Genomic DNA, 17,972 nt, shown 5'->3' with positions numbered 1-17,972 from the left:
GTTTCACTAGAGAGGAAAATATATGACAGAGCGATTTAAAGAGTTGATGGAAGGCGGATTGGATGATCTGAATTTGTCCTTGAACAGCGGACAGTTGGAACAGTTCTATGATTATTATGAGCTGTTGATTGAGTGGAATAAGGTGATGAATCTTACCGCTATAACGGAACTGGATGAAGTTGTGACCAAACATTTTATAGATAGTTTATCTTTGATAAAGTCGGTTGATGATTTAGGAGAAAAGGACAGAACTGTGATTGATATAGGAACGGGAGCCGGATTTCCTGGAATACCGTTAAAGATTGCATATCCCGGATTGAAGATCACTTTGTTGGATTCTTTGAATAAGAGGATCAAGTATCTGAATGAAGTGATCGATAAGTTAGGTTTGAAAGAGATTTCTACGATTCATGGACGGGCAGAGGATTATGGGAGAGACCCCTTATATAGGGAAAAATATGATCTCTGTGTATCACGAGCCGTGGCCAATATTTCTACATTATCCGAATATTGTCTGCCTTTTGTGAAGGTGGGAGGATATTTTGTTTCTTACAAATCAGGGAAGATAGAAGAGGAGCTGAATCAGGGGAAATCGGCGATTAAGCTTTTAAGCGGTAAAACAGAGGATGTGACCACTTTTTTACTTCCTGGAAGTGATGTTGAAAGATCTTTTGTGAAGATAAAGAAGATTGAACCTATTTCTAAAAAGTATCCGAGAAAAGCAGGATTACCGTCAAAAGAACCATTATAAAAAGAAGGAGATGTTTCACGTGAAACATCTCCTTCTTTTTATGCAAAGTACATATTGATTATCTTTAGCACCTCGGCTGGATTTTCCATCTGAGGAAGCTGTTTTGTATTGGGAATCATGGATGATTCTATGGCGGGGTTATATTCTTTATACTCTTTGATAATATCATCAATATGGCAGACTTCCGATCCGCCCAGAATATAGATACTGTTGTCCACTTTCTTTAACGCATTAATAATATTGCACTTGGTGTAGTAGCATTTAACGCTGGCAAAGACGGATTTTGGAGAATCGCCTAAATGGGCGGCCTCGTAATAAGCGTCTATATAAGAATTCTTCACTGAGTATGGATTGAAGAAGTAATTCACTGCAAATTCCTTCTTCAACGCTTCTTTGCTGTTGGCAATATTGTAAATCAAACTTCCTAAAATTGGCAGATCAAGAAATGCTTTATAAAACTTAGAATATTTACCCGGTATATGGTTGCAGGTAGACAGATCTTCCGGATTGATAAGAAGAAGTTGATTAAATAATTCCGGGCTGTTGTTGCATGCCATGACAGCAATAGAAGAGGAAGCTCCTGTTGCTATAATATCAGTTCGATGGCCAATTTCTGACTTAATGAATTCGGAAAGAAGCTGAACGAAAAGATAATTAGTATAGGTTAAATACGGTTTTTCAGATCTTCCGCAGCCAAGTAAATCGATTGTGTAAACAGTGAAATTTTCCGATAGTTTATTGACTAAGAAATTCCATTCAAATCCACTGGATGCGGAAGTTAAATCGTGAACTAATAATAAAGGTTTTCCTGAACCAGTCTTTGTGTAGTGAATATTACCTAAACGCCATTTATAACAGCGGGATTCGGGTTCTGATAATACGTTTTTTGAACCTGCTGATATGGCTATACATTTATTCAAAAGAGCGGTGCCTGCGGCAGCTCCCGACGATACAATTAAGAGTGTTAAAAGTTTATTTCTGGCTTTCAATTGGCAATCCTCCTATAAGGAATTCTAATTGTTATTATAGTATAATCTGTAAGCATATACAACGCAAAACATATTAAATTATTCTTAAACTTGGTTACTCGTTACTATTCGCATGGATTTGATGGTATAATGTTTCACGTGAAACATTTATTGGCAGGTAAGCTCAATAAACTGTAAAACGCAACAATTATTTAGAAAATATAGCATCTTTTTTAATGTAAGGCATATGAAAAAAAAGTGAAATGTGTTATACTTCTATTTGTGATTTTATGTAGAAAAAGCACATGCCTAAATCTGACTAGCATATGTTAAGAAAGGAAATATTATGGGACGTATTATAGCGATCGCAAACCAAAAGGGCGGTGTTGGAAAAACAACAACAGCGATTAATCTTTCTTCTTGTCTAGCAGAAGCAGGACAAAAAGTACTGGCAGTAGATTTTGATCCACAGGGAAATGCTACCAGTGGTCTCGGATTAGAAAAAGAGCAGATTGATAATACCGTATATGAATTATTAATAGGCGACTGTAAAATTGATCAGTGCTTGATAAAAGATGTACAGGAGAACCTGGATGTATTGCCATCCAATGTAAACCTTGCAGGAGCCGAGATTGAACTGCTTGAAATTGACGACAAAGAAAAATTACTTAAAAAATACCTGACCAAAATAGCAAAAAATTATGATTTTGTTATCATAGATTGTCCGCCATCATTAAGTTTGCTGACAATAAACGCTTTAACAGCAGCTAATACTGTATTAGTGCCCATTCAATGCGAATATTATGCATTGGAAGGTCTGAGCCAGGTATTAAAAACGGTGGGATTGGTTCAGAAAAAGCTAAATCCGAAATTGGAGATGGAAGGCGTCGTGTTTACCATGTATGATGCCAGAACGAATCTTTCTTTAGAAGTGGTGGAAAATGTAAAGAGCAATCTGAATCAAAACATCTATAAAACGATCATTCCGAGAAATGTAAGGCTGGCAGAGGCGCCTAGCCATGGAATGCCGATTAATTTGTATGATACCAGGTCTACAGGCGCGGAAAGCTACCGCCTGCTGGCTGCAGAAGTAATTAGCAGAGGAGAAGATTTATAATGTCTAAGAGAAATGGACTGGGTAAGGGATTAGGGGCTTTATTCGGAGAAGATCTGATGGAACAGCAGCCATCATCTCAGCCGGCACCTACGAGAGAAAAAAAGGTGGAAGCGAAAGCTCCACAAAAGAAGGAAGAGGAAGCAGAAGCAGCGACAGGAAAAGAACTGACTGTTAAAATAACGGCTATTGAACCAAACAGCCAGCAGCCGAGAAAAGATTTTAACCAGGAATTACTGCAGGAATTGGCTGATTCCATCAAACAATATGGGGTATTACAGCCATTATTGGTCCAGAAAAAGGGCAATTTATATGAGCTGATCGCTGGAGAGCGCCGCTGGAGAGCTGCTAAATTGGCGGGATTAAAGGAAGTTCCGGTGGTCATCCGTGAATATACGAAACAGCAGAGTATGGAAATTGCTTTGATAGAGAATGTTCAGCGTGAGGATTTAAATCCAATTGAGGAAGCGCAGGCTTATCAGCAGTTAATGGAAGAATTTGGATTAAAACAGGAAGAGATCGCTGTGAGAGTGGCCAAAAGCAGAACGGCTGTTACAAACAGTATGCGTCTTTTAAAGTTAGATCCCAGAGTTCAGGCCATGCTGACAGAAGGCGTTATCAGCAGCGGACATGCCAGGGCTTTACTTTCATTAGAAGATAAAGAACAGCAGTATGTGATCGCTGAAAAGATTGTCGTAGGGCGATTAAGTGTCCGTGAAGTTGAAAAGTTAGTGAAATTACTGATGAAACCCAAAAAAGAAAAAGATCAGGCTCAGGAACCCGAAAAGGATTTGAGCTTTATTTATAATGATTTGGAAGATCGAATGAAACAAATTATGGGAACAAAAGTAATTATTAATAAAAAAGACAAAAATAAGGGAAGAATAGAAATAGAGTATTATTCAGAAGCCGAACTGGAAAGAATAGTAGAGTTAATTGAATCGATCAGATAACGGTGTGGAAGTGAGGACATAAGATGGAAAACAGTATGCTTAACAGTTGGCCCATAGATCCAGCTTATATTTTTATTGGATTAGCAGTGGTATCTTTGATATCATTGATCGTTGCGATCAGCTGCCTCGTGCGGATGAAACGTCTATATAGAAGGTATGATATGTTTATGAGAGGAAAAGATGCTGAATCTTTAGAAGATATTATATACGACCAGGTAGAAGAGATCAAACGTTTAAGAGCAGAGGATAGGGCAAATAAGGATGCAATCCGCACAATTAATAAGAGCGTAAAAAACGCATATCAAAAATTCGGTGTAGTACGGTATAATGCATTCAAGGGAATGGGTGGAAACTTGAGTTTCGCATATGCAATGCTGGATTCCAATAATACGGGATTTATACTGAATACAGTCCATAGCAGAGAAGGCTGTTACCTGTATGTAAAAACTGTAGTAAAAGGTGAAACAGAAGTGTTGTTGGGAAATGAAGAAAAAGAGGCGTTGGAACAGGCGCTTGGATACTAATATTAATTTAATGAAAAAAGAGGAAACCGGGACGAGCAGGCGTCAGAGGTTTCCTCTTTTTTTTAAAAGATATTTTATTTGAGATATCCGGCCAGAATCAAAGGCCTTCTGATCTGGTTTCCTACAATAACAGCGAGAACGGTGATCAAAATATCTTTAGGAACAAATGCTACCATAGAATATGTAAATACTGCCGGAAGGGTCATGCCGGACAGAAAACTCCATTGAATTCCGCCGATTATTTCAACAGCCGCTAAACCGATTAAAGATAAAAGAATGGTTAGGGCAGTATTTTTCATTTTTGATAAGCGATTAATGCGAATTCCACATAAACCGGCTAAAATTGGCCATGCTATAATATAGCCGCCGGAGACTCCGGTCAGTATGCCGAGTCCGCCTGTAAAATTGGAAAATACAGGGATTCCGATTGCTCCGATGAAGATATATACTAAGGTGGATAAAAGGCCGAACTTCCAGCCCAAAACCACGCCAACGAGTGCAACGCCGAATACCTGGATTGTAATAGGAACGCCGGAGGGCATGGGAATGGAGATCTGTGAGATCACTGCCAGAATTGCGGCGAACATGCCTGTTAAAATGATATCTTTCGTGGCCATTTTATTAGAAGAAACAGTGGTAGATTTTGAAGTATTCATAGAAGAAATCCTTTCATTTTATTGTTAATATAGTAACATGAGAAAAAAGAAATGTCAACTATAATAAATAAAAGGTTAACAATATGAAAAACCGCATTAAATCGTGAAAAAAACACGAAAAAAAATAAAAAAGTGGCCATAAAAAGTATTATATGCTTCTTGACTTTAATACGCTGAATTGCTATAATTTTTCCAATAGCCTTACAGGTGGTAATTAAACTTCTGGCTAGTAAAGGTATGTAGACTAAATGGATTTACAAGGAGGAAGAAAAATCATGTCATATGTTGATGAAATCTATGAAAGAGTAGTAGCGCAGAATCCTGGCGAGAAAGAATTTCACCAGGCTGTAAAAGAAGTTTTGGATTCATTAAGGCTTGTTATTGATGCAAATGAAGAAAAATACCGCAGCTTAGGCGTATTAGAGAGATTTGTAGAGCCTGAGAGAATCATTTCCTTCAGAGTTCCGTGGGTAGATGACAACGGAAAAGTTCAGATCAATAAAGGCTACCGCGTACAGTTTAACAGCGCAATCGGACCTTACAAAGGCGGCCTTCGTTTCCATCCATCTGTAAATCAGAGCATTTTAAAATTCCTTGGTTTTGAGCAGACATTGAAAAACTCTTTAACTGGACTTCCAATTGGAGGCGGTAAGGGCGGATCGAACTTTGATCCTAAGGGAAAATCAGATAGAGAAGTTATGGCGTTCTGCCAGAGCTTTATGACAGAGCTTTACAGACATATCGGACCGGATGTGGACTGCCCGGCCGGAGATATCGGCGTTGGCGGAAGAGAGATCGGATATCTGTATGGACAGTATAAGAGAATTACCGGACATTATGAAGGTGTATTAACTGGTAAGGGACTGACATTCGGCGGTTCTCTGGTTCGTACACAGGCTACAGGTTATGGTCTGATCTACATTCTGAATGAGATGTTAAAGCATAACGGTAAGGATTTAGCAGGAAAGACAGTTGTTATTTCCGGATCAGGAAACGTTGCTACCTATGCGGTTGAAAAGGTTCAGGAATTAGGCGCTAAAGTTGTAGCTTTAAGTGATTCCAACGGATATATTTATGATAAAGATGGTATTAAGCTGGATGTGGTTAAAGAAATTAAGGAAGTCCGCCGCGGACGTATTAAAGAGTATGTGGACGCTGTTCCAACAGCTGTATATACGGAAGGAAAGGGCATCTGGACAATTCCTTGCGATATCGCACTTCCATGCGCAACTCAGAATGAACTGAATTTAGACGATGCAAAAACATTGAAAGCAAACGGATGCTTTGCAGTTGCAGAGGGCGCAAACATGCCTTCTACAATAGAAGCAACGAACTTCTTCGTAGAAAATGGAATGCTGTTTATGCCTGGTAAAGCTGCTAATGCAGGCGGCGTTGCTACATCTGCTCTGGAGCAGACACAGAACAGCCAGAGACTGAGCTGGACAGCTGAAGAAGTTGACGCTAAATTAAAGAGCATTATGGTTGATATCTTCGCGAAATCAGCAGATGCGGCAAAACGTTACGGCGTAGACGGCAATTATGTGGCAGGCGCCAATATCGCCGGATTTGAAAAAGTTGTCAACGCTATGATGGCTCAGGGTATTGTATAATTCCTGATTATAGTATATAATGGCAAGAGAATTGAGACGGGGAAGTTTCTTCTTCGTCTCATATTTATCCCATTTTATAAGTAAGAAGGTGAAACAATGCATAAGTTTTTGCGCTCTGTTGGTTTTAGCACGTACCAGAAGAGAAAAGAAATTGAAAAATTGCTTCAGAAACTCACAGAAAACGCGGAAGATATAAAGAAGCTTCAGATTGAGCAGGACACGGAAATCGTCAGGATACGCGCGGAGGCAGCTCCGGGTATGGGACTTGTGATCTGTGGAGTGATGGAAGAGGATGGAGCATTTAAGGCGGAATATTATTATCCTTATCTGTCCAGTAGCGATATTTCTTCTACATCTGACTGTTCGATTCAGAGACATACGGAAAAAGAGACTTATGCAGGTTTATTGGATGAATATAAGGTTGGAATTTCATTAATTTTCTATATTGATAACACCATGGAGTATCAGGAACGGAAAATTAAAAAAGAAATTACAGAGGTTTCGTCTGCATGCTTGACGGGATTGTCAGTTAGTGGTAAAATTCTCTTGCCGGTTCAAAAAACTGCGAACCAGATTGAAAAAGCTAAAGTTGCATCTAAGAACCGCAATAACCTGCTGGAAGCGGCGAAAAACGGGGATGAGGATGCGATGGAAACTCTTACGATTGAGGATATCGATTTATACTCACAGATTTCCAGAAGAATCATGAAAGAGGATATTTATTCGATCATTGATTCTTGTTTTATGCCTTGTGGAATTGAATGTGACCAATATTCGGTGATCGGAGAGATCAAACGCATTGAGACAAAGAAGAATTGCTTTACGGAGGAAGAGGTTTATGATCTCACCCTTGACTGCAATGATCTGATCTTTCATGTAGGAATCCGTAAGGATGATTTAAAAGGGGAACCTATGGTGGGCCGCCGTTTTAAGGGCCAGATATGGATGCAGGGAACTGTTAATTTTAAGGAGCCTGCGGATATATAATTGAATAGATAGGTTTACGTTTCTGTAGCTCAGCAGGATAGAGCGTCCGCCTCCTAAGCGGAAGGCCAGCGGTTCGAATCCGCTCAGGAACGCTGGATAAAACGTCGAAAGTCTTGATTTTACTAGGCTTTCGGCGTTTTTGTTTAATAGGAAAGTTCTTGTGTTGAAAAATTATGTAAACCAGATGTTCTGCTTTTACGGAGTATAAAAAATGGATTAGACTAAAATACAAAAAAGCCATCATTTCCATTATCTTCGCCAAATACATTTTCGTGAAGATAATAATCCATATCAAGAAGATATTCCGGCTATATGTGCAGGATTTCAGCAGCGGTCATTCCGTCCGGAGAATTTTTCGTTTACTATCAGTTAATAATAAAGTTCTGCTCTATTACTGCCTCCGGCTCCCCATCAAATATATTGTTGGTGTCTGATTATAGACCAGGTATTTTATTAGTGCCTAAAAATACATCTTTTCACAAGATACTTTGAATGAGATTGGATAGCAACTAAAACTTCTTTTAAATTTGGGAAAATCATCCCAGAAAACAGAGAATGGTTCTGTGTACTTGCTCAATCATACACTGGCCTGTATTCTATACCTATAGTAGTGAGCCATCTTGAGCCTCCTAATCAATTCGGGCTGTTCAGCTACGACTGAGGAATATTCTCAGTGTTTTTCAGATGGAACTGTCCCACTAAACTTTTAAGTAGCTGTGCCTGACCGGATAACTCCTCGCTAGCTGCGGCGCTCTCTTCAGCGGTGGCAGAATTGGTCTGAACAACGCTGGAAATCTGGACAATCCCTTGGGTAATTTGTGCAATAGAAATCGCCTGTTCATTTGAGGCATGAGAGATCTGGTCAACCGTTTTTGCCACAATTTTCGCGCCTTCCACAGCAACCAGTAAAGACTGTGCTGTTTCAAACGAAATTTTTGCGCCACGTTCCACAGAACGCAGGGAACTTTCAATCAGGGCAGCTGTGTTTTTGGACTCTTCGGATGACTTGATTGCAAGGTTACGAATCTCTTCAGCAACGACTGCAAAGCCTTTCCCTGCGATACCTGCACGGGCTGCTTCAACTGCTGCATTTAGAGCCAGAATATTGGTTTGGAAAGCAATGTCCTCAATGGTTTTAATGACATTTCTGATTTCATTTGATGCAGCGGTAATTTCTCCCATGGCCTGAATCATTTCCTGCATACTCTGGTTACTCTGCAAAATCTGTTCTCCGGTATTTGTTGCTTTTGTGCTGGCTTCCTGTGCGTGTTGAGCATTAAGCTTAACGTGATCAGAAATTTCGGTAATTGCAGCCGCTAATTCTTCTACCGAACTTGCCTGTTCTGTTGCGCCTTGTGAAAGAGCTTGTGAAACAGAAGAAATCTGCTCAGAGCCTGTCCACACTTGAACCGAAGATAGATTGATTTGCTCCATTGTATTGCTCAAATCTGTAGTCATTTGACGCAGGGTAAGCAATAGAGGACGAAAATCGCCGACATAATCCTGCTCAACATTTGTATGCAAGTTAAAATTTCCACTGGCGACTTCTTTAAGAAGATAGGTCAAATCACTGATAATGGAAGAGAGTCGTCTGACCGTTATCCTCATGCTATCAGACAGACTACCTAATTCATCTCTTGACTGATAAGTAATTTCGACATTCATATCTCCATTCGAAATTTGGTGGGCGGCTTTTTCAATTTCATTAACAGGTTTACGAATATTGTTAGATATATAAAGTCCTAGCAGCATAGCCAAAACAATACTAACACCAAGTGCGATACAAACCACCACCGTGGAAATTATAACTGCGTTTTCTCCTTCACTCACCATCAGGTATGCGTTGGTTTTAGCGGCGTCGGAAATTTGTATTAACAGATTTGCAATTTGATCCAGCTTAGGAATATACTCATTGTTCATTATTAAAAAAGCTTCATCGTCCTTGCCAATTTGTATTAATTCAAAGATTTGATCCCGATAGAAAATTGCCTCGTCTAATAGATCTTCAATTTGATCAACTAGTCCGACATCACCTTTGAAGGTACTACGGATGATGGGAAAGGTCTCTCTCATTGTTGCAAGATTTTTCTTCGCACTTTCAATTTTTAAATTTTTGGTAGATTCATCCTCTGCCAGAATAGCATGCAATAAATCGGCACGTGTGGCCTGCTGTGCGCGCCGTGCTGCCCAGGTATTTACCGTAACTGTATAATTGTTGTTATAAAAACTGGTTAGATTAGCGCCTATATCACGGAGCATAACCAGTGCAATCACGCTGGCAATCATGGAGATTACGATAATCACTGCATAAGAAGCCAGTAACCTCGTCCGTATTTTCATATTTCTCAGCATTTCAAATTATCCCTCTGTATACTTTTAATTTTATTGTAGGGCATCTTTTAATATATTTGATTCATTCTGCCGCAAAACCTTCACTGTGTTCAGATACAAAAATATTTTCCGTACCATCATTATTGGTAATATGCGCAATGCCTGTCAGATAACGATTGGTGGTAATCTCCAATATTTTGGTTGTAAAAGATATGGTGTATGTGTGCGATCCCTATTTTATCCAATTGATTCTGCAGATCAATTACGTCATACTGACAACCTTTTTATACCAGCAATAGATATGACGAGTAACTACCCGTCCAGCCAAAAAGTTATCTATTTATTACTTTCCATTAGTCCATGTACCTCTTTAATTCAAGTATTCAGATTACATTATGTATACATCTCCTTAACACTTCAAGCAGTTTGTCTATCTCAATAGGTTTGGAAAGATGTCCATTCATACCGCTTGCTATGGACTTTTTAGAGTCCTCGTCAAATGCGTTGGCAGAGAGGGCGATAATGGGTATTGTGCGTGCATCTGTCCGGCCAGATGTGCGGATGCGCCGAGTGGCTTCCAGGCCATCCATGAATGGCATACGGATATCCATAAGAATCACATCGAATCGTCCGGGGGCACCAGTGCAGAAAAGGTCCAATGCCTCCTGTCCGTTGGCGGCACAGGTCACGGTGAAGCCATACATTTCCAATAAAGTCTGGGCAATCTCCTGGTTGAGCTCATTGTCTTCCGCCAAAAGGATGTTCCGGCCGTTAAAATCCGGCAGTGGGGCAGGTGAAGCAGTTTCCCTATCCGTATCTTTTGTCTCAGCAGCGTAGTCAAATGACAGGGTGAAGAAGAAGGTAGATCCTCTGCCGGGCTCGCTGCGGACTTCAAGATTCCCTCCCATTTTCTGGACTAGCCGGAACGAAATAGACAGGCCAAGTCCCGTACCTCCATGCCGGGAGGCGGTGCTTGCTTCAGCCTGCTCAAAGGGATTGAAGATGCGCCGCTGCACGGCGGAGTCAATGCCGATGCCAGTATCTGTGACGGAAAATCGCAGGACGGCTCGGGGCTCTGTTTCCAACTCCTCAACGTATACGGTGATACCGCCGCAATCCGTGAACTTGACTGCATTTCCGATGATGTTTACCAGAACCTGGTTAAGGCGGAGGCCATCTGCCTGGAGCAGCCGGTTTTTTATGCGGCCGTCCTTTACGTTCAGGGTAAGTCCTTTCTCAAGTGCCTGTGCATGGAACAGAGAATCCAGGCTGGCCAGGAGCTGCGTGAGATCCAGAGACCCATAATTCAACTCCAGTTTCCCACTCTCGATACGTGACATATCCAGGATGTCATTAATTAGGCCCAGCAGGTACCGGTTGGACGACTCAATTTTTTCCAGGCAGTCGAGTGTCTTGACAGGATCCTGTACAACACTCTTGGCGATGGTCGTCATTCCGCTGATGGCGTTCATAGGTGTACGGATTTCGTGGGACATCCGGGACAGGAAGTCTGTCTTAGCCTGGCTCACCGCGTCTGCCTTGGACTTCATGATAAAGGAGGGGACGAGCCGCGCCAGTTCCTGAAGGAGCCTGCGGTGCTCCGCCGTCCAATGGTATCCCGGCACATCGACTTCAAAGCTGATTGAGCCGACATACTCGCCATAGTCCCATATGCCAGCGTGGAGGCAGGAGGCAAAGTCGGAAATTCCATCCCTCAGGTTGTGGTCGGCCAGGCCATCTTCATCATACATCGCTGAGCATAGTTCAAAATCCTCATCCGAAACATAGAAATCCTGGCCCAGCTGTATCCTCGTCCGGCTGCGCGCCCATTGGTAGGCAAAATGGTAGGTGAGATAAGCACGGTCAGCTTCAATGATGGAAACCCGGTCGAATCCGCAGGCATTCCCGATACGGGCCAGCAACAGACTGACAGCATCGTCCAGATTTTTGGCTTTGCCCAATAGATCTAACGAAAAGGAAATCAGGTCACTGCCTGCAAACGAACTCAGATTCTCTATCTCATTAACAGGGTGCTCATCGGTATAGATCTGAGTCAGGAACATCCCTACGGCATTGGAGGTATCCAGGTAGCAGGCGGCCTGCCCCTTCCCGTGTTCCTTTACGTACTTAAGGGTACTCTCTGCGCAGCGGTAAAGTTCGTTATAGTCCTGCGTCACTTCGGTACTGCACATTCCGATGCTAACGGAAATATGGACGTCACGATCCTTATCAGCCAGGATGCCCTGGACTCGGTTTGCGATGCGGGGACCGATGGTGGTGGCATGGGCTTTATCGGAGTGCTTGAGGAGGAGCATGAATTCATCGCCGCCCAGCCGCACCTGGATCTGGTCCGGCCCGGTCTCTGCCCGCAGGAGACTGGCCACTTCCTGAAGCACCGCATCGGCGAAGATATTGCCCTCCTTCTGGTTGATTGCTCCGAAGTTATCCATATCCAGTAACATCAGTACCGCATGCTCACCCACAGGCCGGTTGTTCAAATGTTCCTGGGCCAGCCGGACACCATATTCCCTTTTATAGAGGCCAGTCAGGCTGTCACGGGACCGGGCATTGTCCAGCGCCTGCTCAACCTCCTTCTGGTGGGTGATGTCCTCTACAATGCCAATCACCAGCTGGGGTAAACCTGCCTCGTTATGACGAATGACAGATAGTGTCTGTCGGCACCACTGACAGCCATCCAGGCTGCGGAACTCACAGATGGTGGTGTGTTCTCCCCGGTCTATGCGTTCATATGCCTCATAGAGGGTCTGGCGGTATGCCTTGTCTACATGTTCTTCCGCGAAGTCTTCCGGCATACGCATATAATGGGGCTGACAGTGATAGATGGAGCAGGTGCGTTCCGGTACTGTACAGGAACCGGTCTCAGGGTAGTAGAAGAACTCGCAGATGCTGGTGTGTTCCAATGCCAGGTGCAATATCTCATTGCTGGCTTCCACCTGATCTGCCAGTTGCTCATTGCATAGTTCCACATGTTTCCTCTCGTTGATATCCAGAAAGACGCTTTGAGTCAGCTGCTCTCCATCCAGGTCCACAATTACTTCTGCGCTGCCAATAATCCAACAGGGGTTCCCGTCCTTTTGAAGCAGGCGGTATTCAAAAGCCTCCCTGTCACCAGGGCGCTGCAGACGGCTGGCGCCTTTCAGTACACGCTCACGGTCCTCCAATACAATCAGATCCTCTAAATTCCAATCCTGTTTTGCCCAGAACTCTTCTGCCGTGTAACCTAAGATATGGATACACTCCCGGTTGGCGTTCTTAAACGTTACCTGTTGCCCACTGAGCCGATATTGGGCAATGCCGCACAGTACAGACTGGAACAGGCGGTCATAATGCTCTGCCTGTTGCTTTAGATGTTCATGGTCCTCCATTTCTGCTGTGATGTCCCGGATAACGCTGATACAGACCGCCCGTCCATCTATGGAAGAAGCTTTCTTACCAACATCATTGACCCAGATGTAGCTGTTGTCCTTCTTCAGCATCCGGTACCGTACCTCATAGGTGTTTCCTATACTAAAAGCCTGCGTAACCAGAGTGTCTACCCGTGTCCGGTCATCTGGGTGAATACAGTTGATGACCTTCCCATTGATGGTGGTTATAAACTCATCGCGAGTAAAACCGAGGTAGGAGAGCATGTAATCATTCACATAGTAGAGAGGATAATCTGGTTCCAGGTAACCTCCCATCATGCCTCCAGGGATATTTTTCCCCAGGATGTCCAGTGCCTTCTCGCCTATCTGCTGTTCCAACTCAGTACGTTCCGGTAAAGAGGCGGCGATTCCCCAGCTTCCGACCTGCTGGCTGTCCGGTACAGAGATATGGAGGGAGGCAATCCGGCATAGCCCGTTGTGGTTTTCCACGCATGTAGCGGTTACCAGTAACTGGAATGTATCGGTACCCTCCATCAGTGGGTATGCGGACACAGTAAGCAGGACTACAGCACAAGTATCTGACACCACAATCTCTTCGATGTTCTCATATTTTATCCGGAACATTAATGGAATCTGTGAAAACTCCTCTTTAAGAGCCTGCTCAGCCTGAGTCCGCCCGATGGTTGTTTTAGACTTACCGGTCCCGACCCACTGAATTTCTTGCGTCAGGCAGGCAAGCGAATTTTCTACGTCCCGCCGGACGAGGTAGGCGTCAAAAAATGCCTTTACTGTTTTACAAGCGGTACCTTCCTGTATCATATCTTAGTTTCTCCTTCTGGAATCATAATTCTTTCAGTTTCTGAATCAGCAGATCCACATCGAATGGCTTGGAGATATGGCCATTCATTCCTGCGGCCAGAGACTTTTCCACATCTTCCATAAAAGCATTTGCGGACATCGCTAAAATAGGGATGGCAGCAGAGTCTGGCCTGGAGAGGGCGCGGATCTGTCTGGCAGCCTCCAGTCCGTCCATTACGGGCATCTGGATGTCCATCAGGATGGCGTAATAATATCCTTCCGGATGCTTAGAAAACATGGTGACGCCCTGCGCTCCGTTGTTGGCTATATCTACGAAGAAACCGCGGGATTCAAGCAGGCACTGGGCTATTTCCTGGTTGATAGGGTTATCCTCAACCAATAAGAGGCGCGCTCCGGATAAATCCTTCTCTGGCTTTTCTTCAGATGCCTGTGCCTGTACGGCTGCGTTCACGCTCTTGAGCGGCAGATGGAGTGTAAAAGTAGTGCCTGCTTCCAAGGTACTCTCTACATCCAGTGCCCCATTCAAAAGTTCTGCATAGCTGCGGGCTATTGGAAGGCCCAAACCAGTGCCTTCCCTTGTGCTTCCACGTTCAAACGGCTCGAAAATTTTATCAAACATCTCAGGTGCAATACCTACTCCGGAATCTTTAACAGTAAATGAAATCACTTCCTTCCCATTGGAGAAACCGGAAAGCCCGGCAGCAAGTAGTATGGTATCCCCTGAATCCGTAAATTTGATAGCGTTACTCATGAGATTCATCAAGATCCGCTCGATTTTTGCCTCGTCACCCATGAACCACATGGGGAGTGCGGGGGAAATATTGGTTTGAAATACAAGGCCCTTATCCTTCGCTGGCTGGTCGAAAACCGTTTTAAGCCGGTGGAACATGGCTGCCAGTTCAAAAGGTTTTTGGACAACCGCGACCTTACCACTCTCAATCTTAGACATATCCAGCACATCGTTGATAAGACTCAGCAGTACTTGGGCAGAAAGTTTTATCTTTTCCAGATATTCGATTATCTTAGGAGGCGTGTCGGAATACTCTAATGCAAGCTGCGTCATCCCCATCACAGCGTTCATGGGTGTCCGGATATCGTGGGACATACGGGAGAGGAACTCCGATTTGGCGCGGCTCGCCTGTTCCGACTGCCGCAGGGCCGTCTCCAGTTTGTCGTGCAGGCGGCGCTGCTCTTCCTGTATGCAGATCATGTCGTTGATGTCCATATAAGTGCTGTAAATGATTCGACAGCCATCTATGTAGTCATCAGTAATGGTCGCGACAATCCTGATCCAGCGGAATTGTTCCCCTTTGAGTGGCATCCGGCAGATGGCTGTATATTGCGGCACTCCCTTTTCCAGTGCACCAAAAAGAGCAGCTTTAATCCGTTCAAATTCTTCCGGATACCCCTCAAAATATCTGCGGACACTTTTTCTGAACAGCCTTTCATATTCCTCTTTGCTGTACCCGGTATTATAGTAGTAATAGTCGTTGGCCCAGAGAACAGAGAAGTCCTGATCCAACTTGTGCTTGCTGACACTGATTCCCATGGAATTCATCAGCGTATTGTATTCGTCAATCGAATCCAACGCTGGATTCACGCCTTCTGTTTTCTCGATTTTCATAAGAAACTCCTCTCAAAGTCAATTTGGTGGGGCTGGCAGGCCAAGAACCAGCATGAGATTTTCCTGCTGTATAGTAGTTATATGATCTGCCTCAGATTATGCCAGTTGTGTTTAGACTGAACAGTGTTATTGGAATTGAAGAGAAGAATAGCTACCAGCATCAGCATAATTACATTACGTTATCCTCTACATTCAACCAACTTTGTTCATATGTGATACTCTTGATTATAATGCAGAGAGTAAAAAAACTCAATATGTTCGGAATAAAATAACTGTTTTTCTATTATTGAATCGATTTATTGAATATAAGGGGGAATTCCTATACATTTTCCATTTCTATTAAAAAATCATGAGGGAGTAATTTTACAGAATACTGCATATGCTGCCCAATATTTCTATGTTCAAAAATCGGTATTGAAAACGCTGTAAATAGTGATTGCACCTATCAATCAGGATTTTCTCATTGTATAATAAGTCTGTTACTATCTGGCAGGATTTCTTTTTAGATTTGGGTGATAAACAGATACGAATATAAATTCTTAAATCCGTAATAGATTTGCATTATTGCATATGTTATAATTTATTACAAAAGTATAGATTCATAAGGGGGTTATGTAGTGAAGCCAGGAAGAGCAAGCATGATCTACCAATTTTTCAAATATCAGATTGAATTTGGATACTACCAGAAGGGAGATCGCCTGCCCTCCATCGATATGCTTTGCAGTGTGTATCATGCGGCCCTTCTGACGGTACGCAATGCCTATCAACGGTTACAGGAGGAGGGCTATATCGAGATTCATTGGGGGAAGTATACAGTCGTTTCTTATGACGCATCGGCGGAAGAGTGTTTCCATAACCTACAAGACTACTATCTTGCTCGCGAAGAGTCAATTCAATATCTGAACGAAACGCTCTATCTAATTATGGAGCCTTTGTTGTATGAGGGTGTTCAGCGCCTCCAAACAAAGGATATGCATGCAATTAAAGCGATAGCAGAAGCGATGTCTTTGGATTCTCTTTATATTTCGTTCTACTGCTGTCACCAGATGATACTGATGCTCAAAAACCGACTGATTCTCGACCTGTTCTATGAGTTGGTTCTTTTCCAACAGTTCCCGCATACACTGGCAAAACGTATTCCACTTCCGGAGGCGGAGCAGAAACACCGCACCCTCACTCAGCAATTAGTGTCAGCCTGCGACCAGGAGGACCGGGAGGCACTTAAAGGGGCGCTTATGCAGATTATGGGTCTGCCTAGCGAAATTCTAAGGGTTTTTATTGAGCGCGCAAAGCAGGAGCGGCCTATACCTGAACCTGTTTCGTTCCAGTGGAGGGTCTACCAAGAGCACCCTCAGAAATGCTATTCTGTGGCTGCCCACTTAATTGGACGGATTTACATTAAGGGAGAGTATGAACTGGGTGCGATACTTCCCTCTTACGGGTCGCTGGCAAAAGAATACGAAGTCTCCTTTAGTACCATCCGTCGGGGCATGGAATTGCTGGGGTGTTTGGGCATAGTGTCGTCCAGTCAAGGGCTGGGTGCCTGGGTGACAGTCCCTACGCTAGACACAATCCAGCTTGAAAAAAAGCCAGTACAGAAGATTCTCTCAATGTTCTTGCAGACAATACAAATCTTATCTATCTCCATAGATCGGCTCTTGGAATGTTTTTTCCCGGGGAAGAAATGCCGGGTTGAGGCATGTTTGGATCGATTAATGGTTCAGCAAGCCACAAAGGGAGGTTTTTGCACCCTTTTGACCGGTGTAGGGGTTGTGCTGGATGGAAACGACGGCCGACCGATGAAGGATATCTGGGATAAATTTTATGAAACGCTTCTACTTTGTCTTCCTCTTTTAGAAGCGCAGGCGGCCTCTCAACCGGAATTAATTACCAAAATGGAATGCGATACAGAGCGTTTGATTCAAAGCCTGAAGCAGGAGGACAGCAAAGCGTTTTCAGATACGCTAAAGCGCTTTATGCTTTTATCTGAATCAACTGTCAAACAGCTTTATAGTCAAATTTAATAGGTCCCGTTTAGGGTAAAGAAAATAGACTGTGATTAAAACAGCTTGATATAGTGCCCGTCTTCAAAGGCATCGCCGTCAAAGCCGTCATCTTCAGTTAAAAGTAATACATATCCAATAAATCAGAATCAGTCATATTTCTGACCAGTTTGGGTGTCATTCCTTCCGGCGGGGGGATTTTTGGACAGCCTGAAAAAGGCAGTTAAGAAGACCCTCAATCTTGAG

The 17,972-nt window shown here is 43.2% G+C and carries 12 protein-coding genes and 1 tRNA gene; 8 read left to right on the top strand and 5 right to left on the bottom strand.

What is annotated here, in order from left to right:
- The first annotated feature begins 22 nt into the window (after positions 1-22).
- Entirely contained in the window at positions 23-751 is a 729-nt protein-coding gene (gene rsmG / locus C0033_RS13550; RefSeq protein WP_103228412.1) for a 16S rRNA (guanine(527)-N(7))-methyltransferase RsmG, read from the top strand.
- Positions 752-789: 38 nt separating this feature from the next.
- Here the strand turns inward: rsmG and C0033_RS13545 are convergent, their stop codons facing one another.
- Positions 790-1,740 (bottom strand): alpha/beta fold hydrolase, encoded by a 951-nt coding sequence (locus C0033_RS13545; RefSeq protein ID WP_103228411.1) that lies wholly within the window; start codon positions 1,738-1,740, stop codon positions 790-792.
- Positions 1,741-2,065: 325 nt separating this feature from the next.
- Between C0033_RS13545 and C0033_RS13540 the strand changes: the two genes are divergently transcribed.
- From C0033_RS13540 to C0033_RS13530, 3 genes are read left to right on the top strand one after another with little or no spacing between them, the layout of a single operon-like run.
- Complete coding sequence (locus C0033_RS13540; RefSeq protein WP_103228410.1) at positions 2,066-2,836, top strand: AAA family ATPase; 771 nt, start codon at positions 2,066-2,068, stop codon at positions 2,834-2,836.
- Positions 2,836-3,786, top strand: a complete 951-nt coding sequence (locus C0033_RS13535; RefSeq protein ID WP_103228409.1) for a ParB/RepB/Spo0J family partition protein — start codon at positions 2,836-2,838, stop codon at positions 3,784-3,786. The genes C0033_RS13540 and C0033_RS13535 overlap by 1 nt, the downstream gene beginning before the upstream one ends.
- 23 nt (positions 3,787-3,809) lie before the next feature.
- Entirely contained in the window at positions 3,810-4,310 is a 501-nt protein-coding gene (locus C0033_RS13530) for a DUF4446 family protein (protein WP_103228408.1), read from the top strand.
- A 74-nt stretch (positions 4,311-4,384) separates the two neighbouring features.
- Here the strand turns inward: C0033_RS13530 and C0033_RS13525 are convergent, their stop codons facing one another.
- Complete coding sequence (locus C0033_RS13525) at positions 4,385-4,966, bottom strand: biotin transporter BioY (RefSeq protein ID WP_242984497.1); 582 nt, start codon at positions 4,964-4,966, stop codon at positions 4,385-4,387.
- A 275-nt stretch (positions 4,967-5,241) separates the two neighbouring features.
- Here C0033_RS13525 and gdhA point away from each other — a divergent pair, with 275 nt between their 5' ends.
- The 3 genes from gdhA (at position 5,242) to C0033_RS13510 (ending at position 7,655) form a co-directional block, all read left to right on the top strand.
- Positions 5,242-6,576, top strand: a complete 1,335-nt coding sequence (gene gdhA / locus C0033_RS13520; protein ID WP_103228407.1) for an NADP-specific glutamate dehydrogenase — start codon at positions 5,242-5,244, stop codon at positions 6,574-6,576.
- A 96-nt stretch (positions 6,577-6,672) separates the two neighbouring features.
- Positions 6,673-7,563, top strand: coding sequence for a DUF3881 family protein (locus C0033_RS13515; protein WP_103228406.1), 891 nt, complete (start codon positions 6,673-6,675; stop codon positions 7,561-7,563).
- Between the two features lie 18 nt (positions 7,564-7,581).
- A tRNA-Arg gene (locus tag C0033_RS13510) sits at positions 7,582-7,655 on the top strand.
- A 559-nt stretch (positions 7,656-8,214) separates the two neighbouring features.
- Here the strand turns inward: C0033_RS13510 and C0033_RS13505 are convergent.
- The 3 genes from C0033_RS13505 to C0033_RS13495 form a co-directional block, all read right to left on the bottom strand.
- Complete coding sequence (locus C0033_RS13505) at positions 8,215-9,903, bottom strand: methyl-accepting chemotaxis protein (RefSeq protein WP_242984496.1); 1,689 nt, start codon at positions 9,901-9,903, stop codon at positions 8,215-8,217.
- Between the two features lie 374 nt (positions 9,904-10,277).
- Positions 10,278-14,099: a PAS domain-containing protein gene (locus C0033_RS13500; protein ID WP_103228404.1), complete on the bottom strand. Its 3,822-nt coding sequence runs from the start codon at positions 14,097-14,099 to the stop codon at positions 10,278-10,280.
- 22 nt (positions 14,100-14,121) lie between these two features.
- Positions 14,122-15,723 carry an ATP-binding protein gene (locus C0033_RS13495; protein WP_103228403.1) on the bottom strand — a complete coding sequence of 534 codons (1,602 nt, stop codon included), beginning with the start codon at positions 15,721-15,723 and terminating at the stop codon, positions 14,122-14,124.
- Between the two features lie 638 nt (positions 15,724-16,361).
- Between C0033_RS13495 and C0033_RS13490 the strand changes: the two genes are divergently transcribed.
- The gene (locus C0033_RS13490) at positions 16,362-17,747 is read left to right on the top strand and encodes a GntR family transcriptional regulator (protein WP_103228402.1); all 1,386 of its coding nucleotides are present in this window, start codon (positions 16,362-16,364) and stop codon (positions 17,745-17,747) included.
- The last annotated feature ends 225 nt before the right edge of the window (positions 17,748-17,972 follow it).

Source organism: Clostridium sp. chh4-2 (assembly GCF_002899675.1).
Taxonomy (GTDB): domain Bacteria; phylum Bacillota; class Clostridia; order Lachnospirales; family Lachnospiraceae; genus CHH4-2.
This window is presented reverse-complemented; position numbering and strand designations above follow the sequence as displayed.